A 19,737-nucleotide genomic window follows, 5' to 3' on the forward strand; every position below is an offset into this window, starting at 1 on the left:
ATAAAATATGTAGGTAAAAGTTTATAATATATAATGTAGAGTTAAGATACATATCATACACAGCGCCTAGAGAGAATAATTTACAATTTATTTTATAAGGGACTTATATAAAACATCTATATAAAAAATAGATAAATAGAATAAATAAGATAGAGTAAGATAAAATTAAATCTATCAAAAATATATCAGAACAATTAATCTAAATAGAGACTTAAATAAATATACAAAGATGGTAAATCTAAATAATTATTTAAATAAATATATAAAGATGATTAAATCTGAATAACTATACAAATAAATAGATCAAAATGATTAATATGAATATAGTTATATTCAATTATTTAATATAACTATATTTAATCTAAAAATAACAAATGATATTAAAATAAATAAAATTAAATTAAAATAAATGAAAATAACATACAAATAATAAATAGATCAGAAAACCTTGAAATTTTAAATTACAACTTAAATATTTCGAGGTGGATAAATAAGAAAACTAATTAAATAGGAGGATGATATAATGTCCGATTTAAATAATTTTTTTAATGATTTTATGAATATTATACTAAGGATGAGTATATATGATGTTGTAGATATATCAATAGTAGCTTATATCTTCTATAAGGTATTTATGTTTATAAAGGATACTAGAGCGGAACAGGTTTTTAAAGGAATTGTAATATTATTATTGGCTACACAGATAAGTGATTTATTTAAATTACATACTCTTTATTGGATTTTAGTAAATGCTATTGAGGTTGGGGTTATAGCGGTATGTATTATATTCCAACCAGAGCTTAGAGCAGGATTTGAGTACATAGGTAGAGCTAATTTTAAGCTCTTTGAAAAGGGAAATAAAAATGAAGATGATGCACAACTTAATAAAATGATAGAAGAAATTGTTGAAACATTATATTCGCTTTCTAGACAGAAAATAGGGGCTCTTATAATAATGGAAAGGGAAACTAAAATATCAGATATAATAAATACAGGGACTACTATCGATGGTGATGTATCACGTCAATTATTAATAAATATATTTATACCAAATACTCCATTGCATGATGGGGCAGTGGTTATTAGAGATTTTAAGATAAAGGCAGCGGCATGTTTTTTACCTTTAAGTCAAAGTAAGGATTTAACAAAGGATTTAGGGACAAGACATAGAGCTGGGGTTGGTATTAGTGAAGTATCAGACTGTTTAACTTTAATTGTTTCTGAAGAGACAGGGGAGGTCTCAATTGCGAAATCTGGTAAATTATATAGAAATATTGCTAAGGAAAGAATGGCTAATATATTAAAAAATAATTTGAGAAAGAGTGCAACTGAGAAAAGTTTATTTAAAGGTGGTATATTCAAATGATAGAAATATTAAATAAGAATACCAAGATAAAGATAATATCTTTATTAAGTGCGATAGTTCTTTGGATGTATGTTATGGCTGTTGTAGACCCAGAGGATACAAAACTATTTGAAGAAATACCTATCACTATAACAAATATCCATGAAATAAACGATTTAGGGTTAGTTGTAGATCCAGATGAAGAATTAGTTGCATCTGTGTATGTTAAAGGAAACCTATCAGATTTACAAAAGATAACGGCTAATAATATAAATGTATATGGGACTGTTAATAATCCTATAGAGGGGCAAAATCAGCTTTATTTGAGAGCTAGCGCAAGCGACAAAGTATCTACGGACTTTAAGTCAGATACTATCGTTATAAACTTAGAAAAAAGTATAGAAAAAGAGCAAAAAATTAATGTTGAAATAACAGGAAAATATAAAGATGATGTCGATACCATTACATTAAGTGAGAAAAATGTAATGGTATCAGGACCGAGAAGTAGAGTAGAGTCTATAAAATATGTACAAGCTGTATTTAATGCAGATAAGAAATTATCTAAGACACAATCTACACAGCTAGAATTAAAAGCATTAGATGCTGATAGAAAAGAAGTAAATCATGTTACTTTAGCGTTTGATAAAGTAAGTGCAGAAGTATCATATCTACAACAAAAAGAAGTTAAAATAAATGTTGTTTTTAGAGGAAATAGTTCTAAATTAGTTGAAGGAGAAGATTTTACAATAACACCAAGTACAATACAAATAAAGGGAAAAAGTGAAGATTTAAAATCAATAGATTCAATTGATACAGAACCAATTAATGTTGATGAACTTACATCAAATAATAAAGTTATAGATTTGAAGATACCAAGTGGAATTAGTTCTGATAGAACAAGTATTACTATAAAATCTGCAAGTACTAATGAAGCAACTAGCAGCGTATTTACATACTCCGGTTCTGAATTGACTTTAGAAAATAATGCAGATAACAAAACACTTGAGGATTTTGATTTGCCAGAGACGATAAAAGTAACTGTAGAATACGATAGAGAAGCAGAAAAGATATCTAAATCAGATTTAAAATTATATCTTGATTTATCGGGCGGATTTAATTCTGGCAGCCAGTACAATATTAATCATAGCGGGGTTAATGTAAAAAGTATATCGATTGAACCTAGTTATGTAATGTCAAAATAAATATACTCTGAGATAATTGATAATATCAATAAAAATAGCTTATTTTATTATAAATAATAATTATTTAAATACCAGATAAATACAGAGAAGGCAATAGCTAAAATAGCTATTGTCTTTTTTGTATTTAAGTATTAAAATGAGTTTATGACAAATTTTAGGACGGCAAATTCATTATTTAACAATGCTGTAAATAATTAAGATTTTAAAATACATTGAAAATATATATGATAACTTGGAAATAAATGTTATAAACTTGTAAGAAATTTTTTTGACATTTACTGATATAATAATTATTAAGGTTTTCATTTTGGAAGGAGACTTTTTATGAGAAAATATTTTGGAACTGACGGAGTAAGAGGTGTAGCTAATAAAGAGCTTACTTGTGACTTAGCATATAAATTAGGTAGAGCAGGAGGATATGTTCTTACTAATAATGAATACAAAGTAAAAGTTGTAGTAGGTAAGGATACAAGACAATCAGGAGATATGTTAGAAGCAGCTTTAATTGCTGGTTTAATGTCTGTTGGTTGTGACGTAATTACTGTTGGTGTAATACCTACACCAGGTGTTGCATACCTAACTAGAAAATATGGTGCTGAGTGTGGAGTTGTAATATCTGCATCACATAACCCAATGGAAGACAACGGTATTAAATTCTTCAATAAAGATGGATTTAAACTAGATGATGAAATCGAGTTAAAGATAGAAGAATATATTGATAATATGGAAAAAATAGCTTATAATCCTATAGGGAATGAGGTTGGTGTTAGAATTCATAAACACACAGCAGCTCAAGACTATGTAGATTATTTAAAATCTATAGTAGATACTGACTTAACAGGATTAAAAGTAGTTTTAGATTGTGCAAATGGAGCAGCTTATAAAGTTGCACCAGAAGTTTTCAGAGAATTAGGAGCAGAAGTAATAGCTATGAATGTTACTCCTGATGGCGAAAACATAAATCACAAATGCGGTTCAACACATCCAGAAGGACTTCAAAAAGCAGTTGTAGAACACAATGCTGATTTAGGTCTTGCATATGATGGTGATGCTGATAGATTAATCGCAGTAGATGAGACAGGTACAATTGTAGATGGTGACCATATAATGATATTAGGAGCTGTTTACCTTAAAAAACAAAATAAACTAGCTAACGATACATTAGTTGTTACTACAATGAGTAATATAGGTCTTCATGTAGCAGCTAAAGAATATGGAATAGATTTATCTATTACAGATGTTGGAGACAGATATGTAATAGAAGAAATGAAAAAGAGTGGCCACAATCTAGGTGGAGAACAATCAGGACATATGATTTTCCTAGATTATAATACTACAGGAGATGGAACTTTAAGTTCATTAATCGTTTCTAAAATAGTAAAAGAAGATGGCAAAACTTTATCAGAACAATCGGCTTTAATGACAACATACCCACAAGTTTTAATAAATGTGGATGTTAGAAATGAAGTTAAAAATAAATTTATGGAAAATGACGAAATTAGAACTGAAATAGAAAAACTTGAAAAACTTATGGCTGGAACAGGTAGGGTTTTAATAAGACCATCTGGAACACAACCATTAGTAAGAGTTATGTTAGAGGGTAAAGATGAAGGTCAAATAAGAGAGTTAGCACAAGAGCTAGCAGATCTTATAAAAGCAAAATTATCTTAAGAACTAATTTAAAAGTAAATAAATTAAGGGTATAAAATCACATATAGCGTGGTTTTATGCCCGAATATATCTTAAGTTAATTGTAAATACTAGAATAAAACTAGTGTTTATCAAGCGCCAGAACTTAATTTTTTAAGTTGACGAGGTCAGAGTTAATCGAAATATCGGCGGATGCTCTGCGGTGTGCCACCATCGGAGGATTTCTACAAAGAATGGGAGTAATCCTATTAAACAAAAAGAAACCCATGTGGATTGACCCGAAATCTTAAAAATATATAAATTAAATATTTTTTAGGAGGACACAAATTATGTGTGGAATAGTAGGATACTTAGGTAATAGACAAGCGACAGACGTTTTAGTCGATGGGCTTTCAAAATTAGAATATAGAGGATATGACTCTGCAGGTGTTGCTGTAAACAATGGTAAAAATGAATTAGAAATAAGAAAATTCCAAGGTAGATTAGCAGTACTTGCCGAAGATTTAGAAAAAAATCCAATAAAAGGACATTTAGGAATAGGGCATACAAGATGGGCAACTCATGGTGTACCATCAGATGTAAACTCACATCCTCACTTTAATAAAGAAAAAACAATAGCAGTAGTTCACAATGGTATAATAGAAAACTACTTAGAATTAAAAGCTGAATTACAAGCTGAAGGATATGAATTCATATCTCAAACAGATACAGAAGTAGCAGCTCATATGGTTAGTAAATACTACGAAGGAAATCTTTTAGATGCAGTTTACAAAGCTACAGCTAGATTCAGAGGAGCTTATGCATTAGGTGTTATATGCACAGATAACGACCAAGAATTAGTAGCAGTAAGAAAAGACAGTCCATTAATAGTTGGATTAGGTGAAGGTGAAAACTTCATAGCATCTGATATACCTGCAGTATTAAAATATACAAGAAAAGTTTACTACTTAGAAAACGACGAATATGTTCACATATTAGGAGACAAAGTTCAAATATTAAACGAAAACAGGGAAGTAGTAGACAAAAAAGTAAACGAAATAAACTGGGACGTTGAAGCAGCATCTAAAGGTGGATACGACCATTTCATGATAAAAGAAATATATGAACAACCAGAAGCAATCAGCAACACTCTAATGAGAAGATTAGATGAAAATGGTGAAATAAAATTAGATGATATAGATATAACAAAAGAGCAATTAGACAAAATAAACAAAATATATATAGTTGCTTGTGGTACTGCTTATAATGCAGGACTTATAGGAAAACACGCTGTAGAAAGATTCTTAAAAGTACCAGTAATAACTGATATAGCTTCAGAATTCAGATATAGCGATCCATTTATAGACGAAAACACTTTAGTTATATTAGCAAGTCAATCTGGTGAAACTGCTGATACACTTTCAGTTTTAAGAGAATCTAAAGCTAAAGGTGCTACAGTATTATCAATAGCTAACGTTGTTGGTTCTTCAATAGCTAGAGAATCTGACTACACATTATACACTTGGGCTGGTCCAGAAATAGCAGTTGCTTCTACAAAAGCATACACTACTCAAATAGTAGCTTTCGTAATGATAGCATTAGACTTCGCATTAAAGAAAGGTACTATAACTAAAGAAGAGTACATGAACTATATAGAAGAATTAAAAGCTATACCAGAGCAAGTTACAGAAGTATTAAAATGTGAAGAACAAATAAAAGAAATATCAAAACAATTAGTAGACAAAAACGACATATTCTACTTAGGTAGAGGTCTTGACTACTCAACTGCAATGGAAGGTGCTTTAAAAATAAAAGAAATATCTTACACTCATGCTGAAGCATTTGCAGCTGGTGAATTAAAACATGGTACTATAGCATTAATAGAAGAAGGTGTTCCAGTAATAGTTTTAGCAACTCAACAACGCCTATTCGAAAAAATGTTATCTAACATGCAAGAAGTTAAAGCAAGAGGAGCTAACGTTATATCAATAACTGAAGAAACAAACAAAGAAGTAGAAAAATCTTCTGATGCAGTTATATACATCCCAGAAGTTGATAACATATTAGCTGGTATATTAAGTGTAATACCACTTCAATTATTAGCTTACTATGTTGCAAAAGAAAGAGGATGCGATATAGATAAACCAAGAAACTTAGCTAAATCAGTTACAGTTGAATAATTTGAATTTAATTTAAAAAATTAATATAAATACAATATAAAAAAATAATTTAACAACACATACACATTAGCTAGAAGGCCCATTTTACATAAGTAAAATGGGTCTTTGCTTTGGGAAGAAGTATTATCATTATTAGTTAAAAAATTTATAAAAAAGAAAAATTTTATTTTTTGTGTATATAATTTTTTTTATTGACCATAATATAAATGTATTCCTCATAATATTCACCCAATATTATAAATACATTAAAAAAGTGCAACTTCGGTTGCACTTTTGTTTTGTGTAAAAATATCTCTTATTAAAATAATTAAAAGACATATTAAGTATCGATTAATAAGATAGATGTAAAAATTATACATATCAAATAATCGAATAAATGCTAGTATAAGCGAGAAAAAATACTTATATGATTAAAACATTGATAAAAGCTGAAATATACGAAAATAAAGCCTTAACAACAATTAATAGAAATAATAAATATTTAATAAAAATCTAGATTTAATTACTAATAATCTTAAGTTAAAATAATTACGTTTAAAAACAATAAATCTGTAGATACTTTAAGTAAAGATAAATTAGAGGGGGACTTTAAAATGAAATTATTTAAAGCAATGATATGTTTCTTTGTACTTATCTTATCTTTATTTGGAGCAATTACAATTTATGGACAACAAAATCAAACACAATGGATAGATAAATTCATAGAAAGTTTTGAGATGACTGAATCTAATTTCAAATTTTATAACATAAAATCTAGCATAATAATAGAAAAAGAAATGGACAGGAATCAACTAAAAGACATTTGCACAGAAATTGCAAAAAATTTAGGTGATGGTCATGGTGAGTTAAGCTCAAAAATGCAAAAAGGTGAAATATATGTAAATTATGATGACGAAGATAAAGGAATTTCAATAGTTGGAGTCAAAAAAAATTCAAAAGAATTCTATATAATAGTTGACATATTAAATAATAAAGTATATAAAAATATAGAGAATGTTTATGTTAAGTTAGAAAATGAACTAAACAAATATTCAGATAAAGTAAATATTAATATTTGTATAGCAGGAGAATATACAAATAAATTAAATAACGCTAAAATTAGTGCTATTTTGGAGAAAATATTATATAATATGTATGCTGAAAAAATTGATGATATAGAGGAAGAAAACTTTTTATCAGTAAATGCATATAGTAAATTATTAAAAGAAAATAACTTAAAATATTTAGATAGAGAAATGAATTTGAATATAGGAATTAGGTATAGCGAAGATGATGATAGAACGACAATATATATGGCTACACCTATAATAAAAATAGATTATTAGATTGAGGAGAGACATATTTATGGCTAAAATAATTGTGAAGAAAAGTAACCCACTTAAAGGTAATGTTAGAATAGATGGAGCAAAAAATGCAGTATTACCTATAATAGCGGCAACACTATTAGTAAAAGGTAAATCAGTTTTACACGAAGTACCAGATTTAACAGATGTACACGTTATATCAGACTTAATAAGACACCTTGGTGCGGAAGTTGAATACAAAGACAAAACTTTAACAGTAGACGCAAGTAACTTAACTACTTGTGAAGCGCCATATGAATTAGTAAGAAAAATGAGAGCTTCATTCTTCGTAATGGGACCATTACTTGCTAGATTTAACCAAACAAAAATATCAATGCCAGGTGGATGTTCAATAGGAACAAGACCAATAGACCTACACTTAAAAGGATTTAAAGCTTTAGGTGCAGATATAATAATGGATCACGGATTTGTAGAAGCTAAAGCAGATAAATTAGTTGGATCTAAATTATACTTAGATTTCCCATCTGTTGGAGCAACTGAAAATATAATGATGGCTGCAGTACTTGCAGAAGGAACTACTATAATCGAAAATGCAGCAGAAGAACCAGAGATAGTAGACTTAGCTAACTTCCTAAACGAAATGGGAGCAGATGTTAAAGGTGCAGGTACAAACACTATAAGAATAAAAGGTGTTAAAGAATTAAAAGGAACTGAACATGATGTTATACCAGACAGAATAGAAGCTGCAACTTACATGGTTGCTGCAGCTATGACAAAAGGTGATATAACAGTTGAAAATGTATTAGTTGAACACTTAAAACCAGTAACTGCTAAATTAATAGAAGCAGGTTGCGAAGTTGTAGAAATGGACAATTCAATAAGAGTAGTTGGACCAGAAAAATTAAAAGCAGTAGATGTTAAAACTTTACCACATCCAGGATTCCCTACAGATGTTCAAGCACAAATAATGGCTATGCTTACAGTTGCTAGAGGAACTGGTGTTGTAATAGAAACAGTATTTGAAAATAGATTTATGCACGTTGCAGAATTCAACAGAATGGGTGCAGACATAAAAATAGAAGGAAGAACAGCTGTAGTTAAAGGTGTTGACCAACTTTACGGAGCTAATGTAAATGCAACTGACTTAAGAGCAGGAGCTGCACTTATATTATGTGGACTTATAGCTGAAGGAGAAACTCAAATAGGTGAAATATATCACATACAAAGAGGATATGTTGATATAGACAAGAAAATAAGATCTTTAGGTGGTAATATAGAAATAGTAGAAGACTAATTCTAATTACTAGCTATATGAATTTTAATATTTACTTATATGTGGTTATCGACATTTATTAGTAAAGTAAGACATTTTAGATAGGAATAAATAATTGGGTTTTTTCATATATTTATGCATATAGAAATCTATGGAGGCATTAATTATATGAAAAAACCTATAATATTTTTGATAGGGACAATGATTTTTTGTATATTGCTCCCTGTTTTAATTAGTGTGCTCTTTTATGGAAAAAATGAAGTGGCTAGTTCTGAAATTGCTAAAAAAATAACGCAAAAATCAGAACAGAAAAAAGATACCTATGAAACTGTAGATTCTAAAAGTCCAACCATAACTGTATATCATTGTAGTAAAAATACTATAGAGAAAATGGACATAGAAACATTTCTATATGGAGTTGTCGCATCAGAAATGTCATCAGACTTCTCTGAAGAGGCTTTAAAGGCTCAGGCAATAGCTGCAAGGACTTATATTATCTACAAAATGGAAAATAACATGACACAAGGCCATAATGGGGCGGACATATGCACTAATTCAAATCACTGTCAAGCATATGCATCTTATGACGAGTTAAAAAACAAAAAGGGTGATGAATGGATGAAAAATTCATATCCTAAGATAAAACAAGCAGTAGATGATACAAAAGGTCATATATTAACATATGATGATAAGGCAATACTACCACTATATTTCTCAACATCAGGTGGTAAGACAGAAAACAGTGAAGAAGTATTTTCAGAACAATACCCATACTTAAAATCAGTGAGCAGTCCTTATGAAGAACAATCACCGAAATACTATACTGAAACAAAAATAAATAAAAACGACTTTGTAAACTTATTGAAAAAGAATTATTCAAGTATTTCTATATCTATTGAAAATTTGGATAAAGTAGTGAAGATATTAGACAGAACTGCTGCTGGCTCAGTAAATAATATTCAAGTTGGAAACAAAAAGATTACGGGTAGAAATATGCGTACTATTTTTGGTTTAAATTCTTCTAACTTTGACATAGGATTTAATAAAGATACAGTTATATTCAAAGTAAGAGGTTATGGTCATGGAGTAGGTATGAGCCAATGGGGTGCTGAAGGTATGGCACAAAAAAATTATAAATACGACGAGATACTACTACATTACTACACAGACACAAAAATAAAAGATATATATTAGAATATAATTTTATAATGAATATCTAAGGAATATGGTTTATAATAGATATCTAATATAAAATCATATAAAACAAGTAAAACAAAATATATAGAATTATACATGGATAAATATATAAAAAATAAAAAATTTTTCATATATAGGCATAAAATAAAAAAAGGTGTCAATACTCTAAATGTATTAATATATTTGGAGGTGCAGTATGAAAAAGAAATTATTAGAGAAAGATATATTTTATCTATCTTTATTCATATGTATTTGTCTTGTAGCTTTGGGTGGTATTATATTTACAAATAAAAACCTAAATAAATTGGTATCAAATAATGATGCCGTTAATAAGGATAATGAGATAAATTTAGTAAAAGATAAAGATGATTCTGTTCCAACATCAACAGAATCAAAAGAAAACCTAGAAAAAGCCAAAGAAGAAAATAAACAACAAACACAAAAAGAACAAACAAAAAGCGAATCTAAATTAAATTACATAGGAACTGAAGTACTTAGACAGTATTCTACAGAAATGCCTAGTTACTCAAAAACACTAGATGTTTGGGAAATACATAAAGGCTTAGATGTCGCAGCAGAAGATGGAGCAGAGATAAAATCAATACTTGATGGAACGGTTGAATCTGTATATTCAGATGATAAATACGGAACAAGTATAAAATTATCTTATGCTGATGGTTTAACAGTAATATATTCTGGCATAAAAGAAAATGTATCATTACAAAAAGGAGATACTGTTAAAGAAGGCGATTGTATAGGTTATGTAGGCAATACAACAAATGTTGAAAATGAAGATGGTACACATGTACATATAGAAGCCTACAAAAATGATAAAGCTATTAATCCATTGAGTTTATTAGAATAAAGTTAAAAGCAGGAGACTTTTCATAAAAAATGAGAAGTCTCCTGTTATATTTTTTGCCCCTTTTTCATATATATCAATAGGACTGATATTGAGGGAGGGGAGGTCTTGAAATCTCATATAGAACAAAGAGCGGTTATTATTGCGAAATATATATTAGAAAAGCAGGCAACGGTAAGACAAACAGCTAAGGTTTTTGGAGTAAGTAAAAGTACTGTTCATAAAGATGTAACAGAGCGATTAGAAGAAATTCACCCATTATTAGCTAGTGAAGTCAAACAAGTTTTAGAGAAAAATAAATCAGAAAGGCATATTCGAGGAGGAATGGCCACAAAATTGAAATACCAGCAACAAAAAAAGATGTAGGATAACCTACATTTTTTTCTTGACTAAAGACAAATTTTTGCCTATATTGTAGAATAGGAGAATTAATGATTATTAATAAAATTTAATATAAATATAAAGACTTAGAAATGCAAAAATGTAAAAAGGAGTGAAAATAGATGTCAGGAGCTGATATAGGTATAGATTTAGGGACTGCTAACGTACTGATATATGTAAGTGAAAAAGGGATAGTACTAGAAGAACCATCAGTAGTAGCAGTAGATAATAAATTAAAAGAAGTTATAGCAGTAGGTACAGAAGCAAGAAGAATGATAGGGAGAACACCTGCAAATATAGACGTTATAAGACCATTAAGAGATGGTGTTATATCAAATTATGAGATAACAGAAAAAATGCTATCTTATTTTATTGAAAAAATAGTAGAGAAAAAAGGATTTGGCAGATTTGTAATGCCGAGAATAATGGTCTGTGTACCAACAGGTGTTACTGAAGTAGAAAAAAGAGCTGTTGAAGATGCAACAAGAAAAGCAGGGGCTAGAGAAGTTTATATTATAGAAGAACCTATAGCAGCGGCAATAGGAGCTGGAATAGATATAGCTCAACCAAATGGTAACATGATAATAGATATCGGTGGGGGAACTACAGATATAGCTGTAATATCATTAGGTGGATCAGTAGTAAGTGACTCTATAAAATTAGGCGGAGATAAATTTGACGAAGCAATAATCAAATACATCAAAAAAGAATACAATGTATTAATAGGGGAAAGAAGTGCTGAAAGATTAAAAATAGAAATAGGAACTGCTGTTAAAGAGGACGAGCCAAGAACTATGAATATCAGCGGAAGAAACTTAGTAAAAGGACTTCCTGTAACTATAACTGTAAATTCAAACGAAATATTAGATGCGCTTAACCCATGTGTTGAACAAATAGTAGCAGCAACTAAAAATCTACTAGAAAAAACACCACCAGAATTAGCAGCTGATATAAGCGACAAAGGCATAGTGATGACAGGTGGAGGAGCTATGTTAAAAGGTTTAGGCGATAGAATAGAAGAAAGTACAGGTATAAAAGTAGTATTAGCAGATGACCCACTTTCTTGTGTTGCTAAAGGAACTGGATTATCATTAGGTTCACTTGATTTATTAGAAACAGGTGGAAGCTTTAAAAAATAATCGATTAAAATAAACAGAATATTGATATAAACTAAAAAGTAGCTATTTTAAAATAATATAAAATTTATTATTTTACCATAGCTACTTTTTGTTATGTTGCAAGGAGCAGGGATAAAGCAATTGTTTCTGCTAATTCTAAAATGAAATGAAGCCTTATATTGTTAAAAGAAAATCTATTATTTTCATCTATTTTATCTACAATGCCAACGATAGAATAAGTCCCTACTTGGGGTAATTTCTTACCTACGCCCTTGCCTGGAAGTATAGGTCCTTCTCGTATTTGTATATTACCTATGTTACTTGCCGAGCCCAAACAGGCATCTATGGCTAAAAATTGGCTCGAGGAATGTTTGCTTTTAATCTGTTCGATTGATTCATAAATGTTTAAAGCATGAATAGGATTATCCAATGTACCGTAGACAGGGTATTTAAAATCACTATTTTTGAGCATAGTACCTACTAGAGGCCCTAGTGCATCTCCAATAGCACGATCTGTTCCTATACATATTATTACAGTATTATCAGAGATTATATTTTTGAGAATATTACTTAATATATGCGTGACATCTTCTCTTTTATAGTTTACTTTGGCTAAATACATAGGAGTTCCTCCCTTCTAGATAATATATGAGTTGAAAGTATGAAATAATACTATTTTTACAAGAGTTACGAAATTGTGACTATTAAAAAATAAAACAAAAACAGGGAAAGAGAATTGCAAAAATGCTTGACAATGAATCACAAAACAGGTATCATTTATAGTGTTAAATTTGAAAGAAAAATTTCTTGATTACCTTATCAAGAGAGGCTGAGGGACAGGCCCTACGAAGCCCAGCAACCACTTGAAAAAGGAAGGTGCTAAATCCTGCTAGAGAGAATTCTAGAAAGATGAGGTCGCGTATTTAAGCATACAATATCCTCTTCTACATAGAAGAGGTTTTTTAATTTATAAGAAAGTATAAAGAATTTAATTTCTTGTAAAATAAAGAATATAATCTAGAATTCCCGTGAGAAAATTTTTATTACAATAAAGATTTTCTAGGAACAAATTATGATATAAAATAAACTATAGAAATTTAAGGAGGAACTAAAATGGCAAGACATTTATTTACGTCAGAATCAGTTACTGAAGGTCATCCAGACAAGATGTGTGACCAAATATCAGATGCAATACTAGATGCATTATTAGAAAAAGATCCACAATCAAGAGTTGCTTGTGAAACTACTACTACAACTGGATTAGTATTAGTTGCAGGTGAAATAAGTACAAACGCTTATGTTGATATCCCAAAATTAGTTAGAGAAACAGTAGAAGGTATCGGATATACTAGAGCTAAATTTGGATTCGACTGCAATACTTGTGCAGTAATAACTGCTATAGATGAACAATCAGGAGACATCGCTATGGGTGTTGATGAAGGTTTAGAAAGTAAATCAGGAGAACAAACTGAAGAAGAAATAGAAAAAGTTGGTGCTGGAGACCAAGGTATAATGTTCGGTTTCGCTTGTAATGAAACAGAAGAATTAATGCCACTTCCAATATCTTTAGCTCACAAATTATCAAGAAGATTAACAGAAGTTAGAAAATCTGGATTATTAGATTACTTAAGACCAGATGGTAAAACTCAAGTAACTGTTGAATACGAAGGAAACAAAGCAGTTAGAGTTCATACTGTATTAATATCTTCTCAACATAGTGAAAGTGTTGATAACGAAACTATAAGAAGAGACTTAATAGAACACGTTATAAAAGCTGTTATACCTGCTGAATTATTAGATGAAGAAACTATGTACTACATCAACCCAACAGGTAGATTCGTTATAGGTGGACCACAAGGAGATACTGGTTTAACTGGTAGAAAAATAATAATAGATACTTACGGTGGATACTCTAGACACGGTGGTGGAGCATTCTCTGGTAAAGATCCAACAAAAGTAGATAGATCTGCTGCTTATGCTGCTAGATACGTAGCTAAAAACATAGTTGCTGCTGGACTTGCAGACAAATGTGAAATAGAATTAGCTTACGCAATCGGTGTTGCTAAACCATTATCAATATTCGTTGATACTTTCGGAACTGGAAAAGTTTCTGAAGAAGTATTAGTTGAATTAATAAACAAAAACTTCGACTTAAGACCAGGTGCTATAATAAGAGACCTTGACTTAAGAAGACCTATATACAAACAAGTTGCTGCTTACGGTCACTTCGGTAGAACTGATATAGATTTACCATGGGAAAGAACTGATAAAGCTGAAACTTTAAAAGAACAAGCTGGTATATAGTTAATTAGAACTTAATATAACTTTAAATATAAAGGACCTTGTATTATATAAATACAGGGTCTTTTTTTATTTGAAAAACTAGTATAATATTTTTATAGGTATAATTATCTACAACTTAAAATCATTATATTAAGTTATGGATAATTGACAGTGAATATAAAATGAAATATAAAAGATAATAAAATAAAGTTGAAATAAATTAATATATTAATAGGATATAAATGCAATTAGGAGTGTGTATTATGGAAAAATTAGAAGGTATGATAAGTGATATAGTTTTTAAAAATGAAGAAAATGGATACACTATAGCTTATCTTGCAAATGAGGACGAAGAGGTAACAATTGTAGGATGTATGCCGACATTATCTGTCGGTGAAAGTATAGAGGTAGAAGGTAAGTGGGTAACACATAAAACTTATGGCTCACAATTTGAAGTGACAAGTTTTATGCCTATAACACCTTCTTCTTTGGAGGGAATTTACGCTTATTTATCTTCTGGTATGATTCATGGTATAGGAGAGAAAATGGCATTGAGGATTATTGAAAAATTCGGAGTAGATACTCTAGATGTAATCCAAAACACTCCAGAGAGATTAAAAGAAGTTGAAGGAATAGGTTCAAAAAAAATAAAACAAATAACAGAGAGTTATGAAGAAAATCGAGAGCTTAGAAATATAATTATGCAGTTATCTCCTTATGGAATAACTCCTAATTACTGTTTAAAAATCTATAAAAAATATAAAGATAAAGCAATAAGTATCATCAACAAAAATCCTTACAAACTTGCTGAAGATATTAGAGGAATTGGATTTAAAGTTGCAGATGATATTGCAAAGAAGCTAGGCATAGATAAATATTCTAGAGATAGAATATTCCAAGGAATTTTATACACACTAAATCAAAGTACATCTAATGGAAATACATATTTACCACTTAGTATATTAGTTCCACAAGCAGTAAAAGTTTTAGATGTTGAGGCAGAACATATAAAAGAAGGTGTTATAGAATTAGCATATACTCAAAAAATACACGTTGAAAAAGATAATAATGATATAAATGTATATTTGATGCCATACTATATGGCAGAAAACGGAGTATGCAGAGAGATGATAAGACTTTCTCAGGTCGATTTTGAAGACTTAAAAATAAAAATAGACCATGAAATAAAGATGATTGAAAGAGAAGATGGAATAAAACTTGCCCAAAATCAGATTATGGCTGTCAAAGAAGCTATTGAACAAGGTGTTGTAATAATTACTGGTGGGCCAGGGACAGGAAAAACAACAACAATTAATACAATCATCAAAGTATTTGAAAATAACGACCAAAAGGTCGTTTTAGCAGCGCCTACAGGGCGTGCTGCAAAGAGAATGAGTGAAACATCTAATAAAGAAGCGAAAACAATACACAGGCTTTTAGAGATGGGGTTTGGTATGGATAGTGATGACCTTACATTTATGAAAAATGAAGAAGATCCTATTGATGCAGATGTTGTTATTTTAGATGAGGTTTCTATGGTTGATGTTGTGCTTATGTATAGCTTGCTTAGAGCGATAAAATCAGGCACAAGACTTTTAATTGTAGGAGATAGCGACCAGTTGCCTTCTGTTGGAGCAGGAAATGTCCTAAAAGACCTTATAGATTCAGAAGTTATAAATACAGTAAGACTAAATGAAATATTTAGACAGGCTCAGGAGAGTATGATAGTAGTAAATGCCCATAAAATAAATAAAGGAGAACCTTTAAAATTAAACGTAAAGGGTAAAGACTTCTTCTTTATTAAAAAAGAAGGCGACGATATACTACAAGAAATTGTGGGAATAGTAAGCGAGAGATTGCCGAAATTCTACGGTGTGGATAAATTAAAAGATATCCAAGTTTTATCGCCAATGAGAAAAGGAACGCTTGGTGTGAATAATTTAAATATAGAACTTCAAAAAAGTTTAAATCCTCCAAATAAATATAAAACTGAAGAAGTATTTTCTAAGAGAACATTTAGAGTGGGCGATAAGGTTATGCAAATTAAAAATAACTACACTAGAAAGTGGAAAAGCGAAGACGGAAGCAACAGCGGACATGGTATATATAATGGAGATATTGGCTATATTTACTATATAGACAAAGAAAAGAAAGAGATATTTGTAATATTCGATAGTTTAAAAATAGTAACTTATAAATACGACGAACTAGACGAATTAGATCACAGTTTCTGTACAACTATCCACAAAAGCCAAGGAAGTGAATTCCCAATCGTCGTAATACCTATGGCGTGGGCACCGCCAATGCTACTTAGCCGAAATCTTCTTTACACAGCTGTCACACGTGCAAAGAAACAGGTTGTACTTGTTGGAGAAGTTAAGTACCTAGAATTTATGATAAAAAACAATCGAAGTAATGACAGATACTCTAATTTAGCACCTAAGTTAAATAAATTAAAAAAAGAGGGTCTGCTTATTGAAGATAATAGATAGAAAAATTATTCAAAGATATTATGATAAAAATAAAAAAACTCATAACCAACTTAATAATAAAGTAATAGAAAGTAATGAGGATTTAGATAATAATATAAAAATAAATAAGATATATATAAATGATATAAAAAATATAGATGATATAAAATCGATACTTAAATCCTTCAAAGATACAATACTAGATTTTATATATCCTAAAAATATTTCATGCATAATCTGTGACAATCCTATAAAACTAACCAACACATATTCTATATGTAAAGATTGTTTCAATAAATTACACTTTTTAAAAGATGCTTGTTTAAAATGTGGGAAACCAATCATACACCACAATTTAGAATATGAAAATATTAAAGACTGTCCATCTTGCATACATAGAAGTTTTTATTTTGATCGGGCGATTTCTTGTATAGAGTACGATAAAACGAGTAAAAAGATGATATTAGACTTTAAATATAAAAATAAAACTTATTTTTGTAGATATGTTGCACAGATTATGAGTGAAAAGATGGAGCTTGAGAATTTAAGTGCGGATTATCTATTATTCGTTCCTTTACATAAAAAGAGACTTAGGAAGAGAGGATTTAATCAAGCACAAAAAATAGCAGAAGATTTGAGTGATATAACAGGAATACCAACTTTAAATTGTATAGTTAGGTGTAAAAATACTAAAAGATTATACAATTTAAATAAAAAAGAAAGAGAACAAGAAGTAAAAAATTCATTCATTATAAAAGATAAAAACAATTTACTCAAAGATAAAAATGTAATATTAATAGATGATATTTTTACGACAGCATCTACAACTAACGAAATATCAAAACTTCTTAGATTAATTCCTGTAAATAAAATAACCATATTAACCTTACTAACGAGGGCAAGAGATACATATATATCTGACAAAGAAAATGACTAACATAAAAATAGTTATATAAGGTAAATCATTCTATTGACATATCTATCATAAGATATTAAAATATATTAGTGATTATTCAGGTCTGTGGTTGAAAGTCCAAGCCAGTCGCAGGCAAAGGGATCCACGTAAGTCAACGCCAAAAGCGGGGTTGATGATCATGGTGCGGCTTAGAAGTAAGACCTACCGATAACCAATAAAATTCTAAATCGAGACGGCTAGTAGTGCGGCAAACCCAGAGCGAACGTCGCAGTAGGCGAGTGTGGGGTCAAAAACCAGGTCAGCTGAATATTCATATAAGTACCTTTTAGGTACTTTTTTGTTGTCTAAATTATACTACTTATGACGCCTCTAAGATAAAGAACAATACTTTATCTTAGAGGCGTTTTTTATATAGACAATCATAAATGAAGATATATTTTTTTACTAAAAGCGTTTAAAAATAGTTAGAAAATTAAATGTGATACACTATTTAATTATATATATCCCTATAAAATGCGTGAATTATGCTATAAAATAGAAAAAAATGTAGTAAATTGTAAAAAAATGTTGACGATTTCATATAAAAACACTTATAATTAGAAAGGAAAAAATGAAAAAGAGTAACACATATAATTACTCGGTAGGGAAACGGACGATAAAAAGCAAAACGAGAGGGTGAAAATATGAAACTTGCAGTAGTAGGGAGTATTAATATAGATATGACGGTAACGTCAGAAAGAATACCACTTAAAGGTGAAACATTAATGGGAGATAGTATAAGCTACATACCAGGAGGAAAAGGTGCTAACCAAGCAGTAGCTATGGCTAAGCTTGGAGCAGAAGTAGAAATGTTTGGATGTGTTGGTAATGATGAGAACGGAAAGAAAATGATAGACAACATGAAAAACTACAGCATAAAAACAGATAACATAAAAGTATTAGATGGAGTTCCTACAGGAATAGCAATGATTACAGTTGCAGAAAATGACAACACAATAATAGTTGTTCCAGGAGCTAATGGAAAAGTAGATAAAGAATATATAGATAGTATAAAAGAAGAATTAAAAAATTATGACATGGTAGTACTTCAACATGAAATACCACTAGAAACAGTACACTACACAGTTGAGTTCTGTGCAGAAAATAATATACCAGTTATATTAAATCCAGCACCAGCAGCTGAAGTACCAATGGAAGTTGTAGAAAAAGTAACTTACTTAACACCAAATGAGCATGAGGCAGTTTTAATATTTGGTAAAGAACTTTCAACAGAAGAACTTCTAAAAAAATACCCAGAAAAATTATTAATAACTCAAGGGTCAAGAGGAGTTTCTACATGTTTAAAAAATGGTGAAATATTAAATGTACCAGCAAGACCAGCTAAAGTAGCTGATACAACAGGTGCAGGAGATACGCTAAACGGTGCATTCTCAGTAAAAATAGCAAATGGAGCAGATATAAAAACTGCATTAACTTTTGCAAATACAGCAGCTAGTTTATCTACAGAAAAATTCGGTGCACAAACAGGAATGCCGACAGTAAGCGAAGTAGAAAAAGAGTTACAGTAAAAAGCAAA

At 30.0% G+C, this 19,737-nt stretch carries 15 protein-coding genes and 1 riboswitch; of the genes, 14 read left to right on the forward strand and 1 reads right to left on the reverse strand.

Annotation, left to right across the window (positions count from 1 at the left end):
• Positions 1-523 precede the first annotated feature (523 nt).
• From cdaA to RDX53_RS02720, 10 genes are all read left to right on the forward strand, one after another.
• Complete coding sequence (gene cdaA / locus RDX53_RS02675) at positions 524-1,366, forward strand: diadenylate cyclase CdaA (protein WP_195931599.1); 843 nt, start codon at positions 524-526, stop codon at positions 1,364-1,366.
• On the forward strand, positions 1,363-2,547 hold the full coding sequence (locus tag RDX53_RS02680) for a YbbR-like domain-containing protein (RefSeq protein WP_295571880.1): 1,185 nt from the start codon (positions 1,363-1,365) through the stop codon (positions 2,545-2,547). Before cdaA ends, RDX53_RS02680 begins: the two co-directional genes overlap by 4 nt.
• A 324-nt stretch (positions 2,548-2,871) precedes the next feature.
• Complete coding sequence (gene glmM / locus RDX53_RS02685; RefSeq protein ID WP_307993680.1) at positions 2,872-4,218, forward strand: phosphoglucosamine mutase; 1,347 nt, start codon at positions 2,872-2,874, stop codon at positions 4,216-4,218.
• 308 nt (positions 4,219-4,526) lie between these two features.
• On the forward strand, positions 4,527-6,356 hold the full coding sequence (glmS, locus tag RDX53_RS02690; protein ID WP_195931602.1) for a glutamine--fructose-6-phosphate transaminase (isomerizing): 1,830 nt from the start codon (positions 4,527-4,529) through the stop codon (positions 6,354-6,356).
• A 593-nt stretch (positions 6,357-6,949) separates the two neighbouring features.
• Complete coding sequence (locus RDX53_RS02695; protein WP_295571876.1) at positions 6,950-7,681, forward strand: YwmB family TATA-box binding protein; 732 nt, start codon at positions 6,950-6,952, stop codon at positions 7,679-7,681.
• A 19-nt stretch (positions 7,682-7,700) separates the two neighbouring features.
• Positions 7,701-8,954, forward strand: coding sequence for a UDP-N-acetylglucosamine 1-carboxyvinyltransferase (gene murA / locus RDX53_RS02700; protein WP_195929495.1), 1,254 nt, complete (start codon positions 7,701-7,703; stop codon positions 8,952-8,954).
• Between the two features lie 147 nt (positions 8,955-9,101).
• The gene (gene spoIID / locus RDX53_RS02705) at positions 9,102-10,127 is read left to right on the forward strand and encodes a stage II sporulation protein D (protein ID WP_195929496.1); all 1,026 of its coding nucleotides are present in this window, start codon (positions 9,102-9,104) and stop codon (positions 10,125-10,127) included.
• 199 nt (positions 10,128-10,326) lie between these two features.
• Entirely contained in the window at positions 10,327-10,995 is a 669-nt protein-coding gene (locus RDX53_RS02710) for a M23 family metallopeptidase (protein ID WP_295675616.1), read from the forward strand.
• A 105-nt stretch (positions 10,996-11,100) separates the two neighbouring features.
• The gene (spoIIID, locus tag RDX53_RS02715; protein ID WP_195929498.1) at positions 11,101-11,358 is read left to right on the forward strand and encodes a sporulation transcriptional regulator SpoIIID; all 258 of its coding nucleotides are present in this window, start codon (positions 11,101-11,103) and stop codon (positions 11,356-11,358) included.
• Between the two features lie 137 nt (positions 11,359-11,495).
• Positions 11,496-12,512: a rod shape-determining protein gene (locus tag RDX53_RS02720; RefSeq protein WP_295571871.1), complete on the forward strand. Its 1,017-nt coding sequence runs from the start codon at positions 11,496-11,498 to the stop codon at positions 12,510-12,512.
• Positions 12,513-12,603: 91 nt separating this feature from the next.
• Here RDX53_RS02720 and yyaC read toward each other — a convergent pair whose 3' ends face one another.
• A complete protein-coding gene (gene yyaC / locus RDX53_RS02725) occupies positions 12,604-13,113 on the reverse strand; it encodes a spore protease YyaC (protein WP_195929500.1) in 510 nt (169 codons plus the stop codon).
• A 191-nt stretch (positions 13,114-13,304) separates the two neighbouring features.
• Positions 13,305-13,407, forward strand: a riboswitch (SAM riboswitch).
• Between the two features lie 197 nt (positions 13,408-13,604).
• Between yyaC and metK the strand changes: the two genes are divergently transcribed.
• The 4 genes from metK to rbsK all read left to right on the forward strand — a co-directional run bounded on the left by metK (position 13,605) and on the right by rbsK (position 19,729).
• On the forward strand, positions 13,605-14,795 hold the full coding sequence (gene metK / locus RDX53_RS02730) for a methionine adenosyltransferase (RefSeq protein ID WP_007285870.1): 1,191 nt from the start codon (positions 13,605-13,607) through the stop codon (positions 14,793-14,795).
• Between the two features lie 242 nt (positions 14,796-15,037).
• The gene (locus RDX53_RS02735; RefSeq protein ID WP_195929501.1) at positions 15,038-17,266 is read left to right on the forward strand and encodes an ATP-dependent RecD-like DNA helicase; all 2,229 of its coding nucleotides are present in this window, start codon (positions 15,038-15,040) and stop codon (positions 17,264-17,266) included.
• The gene (locus RDX53_RS02740) at positions 17,250-18,182 is read left to right on the forward strand and encodes a ComF family protein (RefSeq protein ID WP_207743805.1); all 933 of its coding nucleotides are present in this window, start codon (positions 17,250-17,252) and stop codon (positions 18,180-18,182) included. Before RDX53_RS02735 ends, RDX53_RS02740 begins: the two co-directional genes overlap by 17 nt.
• Positions 18,183-18,844: 662 nt before the next feature.
• The gene (gene rbsK, locus RDX53_RS02745; RefSeq protein ID WP_195929502.1) at positions 18,845-19,729 is read left to right on the forward strand and encodes a ribokinase; all 885 of its coding nucleotides are present in this window, start codon (positions 18,845-18,847) and stop codon (positions 19,727-19,729) included.
• The last annotated feature ends 8 nt before the right edge of the window (positions 19,730-19,737 follow it).

Source organism: uncultured Intestinibacter sp. (genome assembly GCF_902468165.1).
GTDB lineage: Bacteria > Bacillota > Clostridia > Peptostreptococcales > Peptostreptococcaceae > Intestinibacter.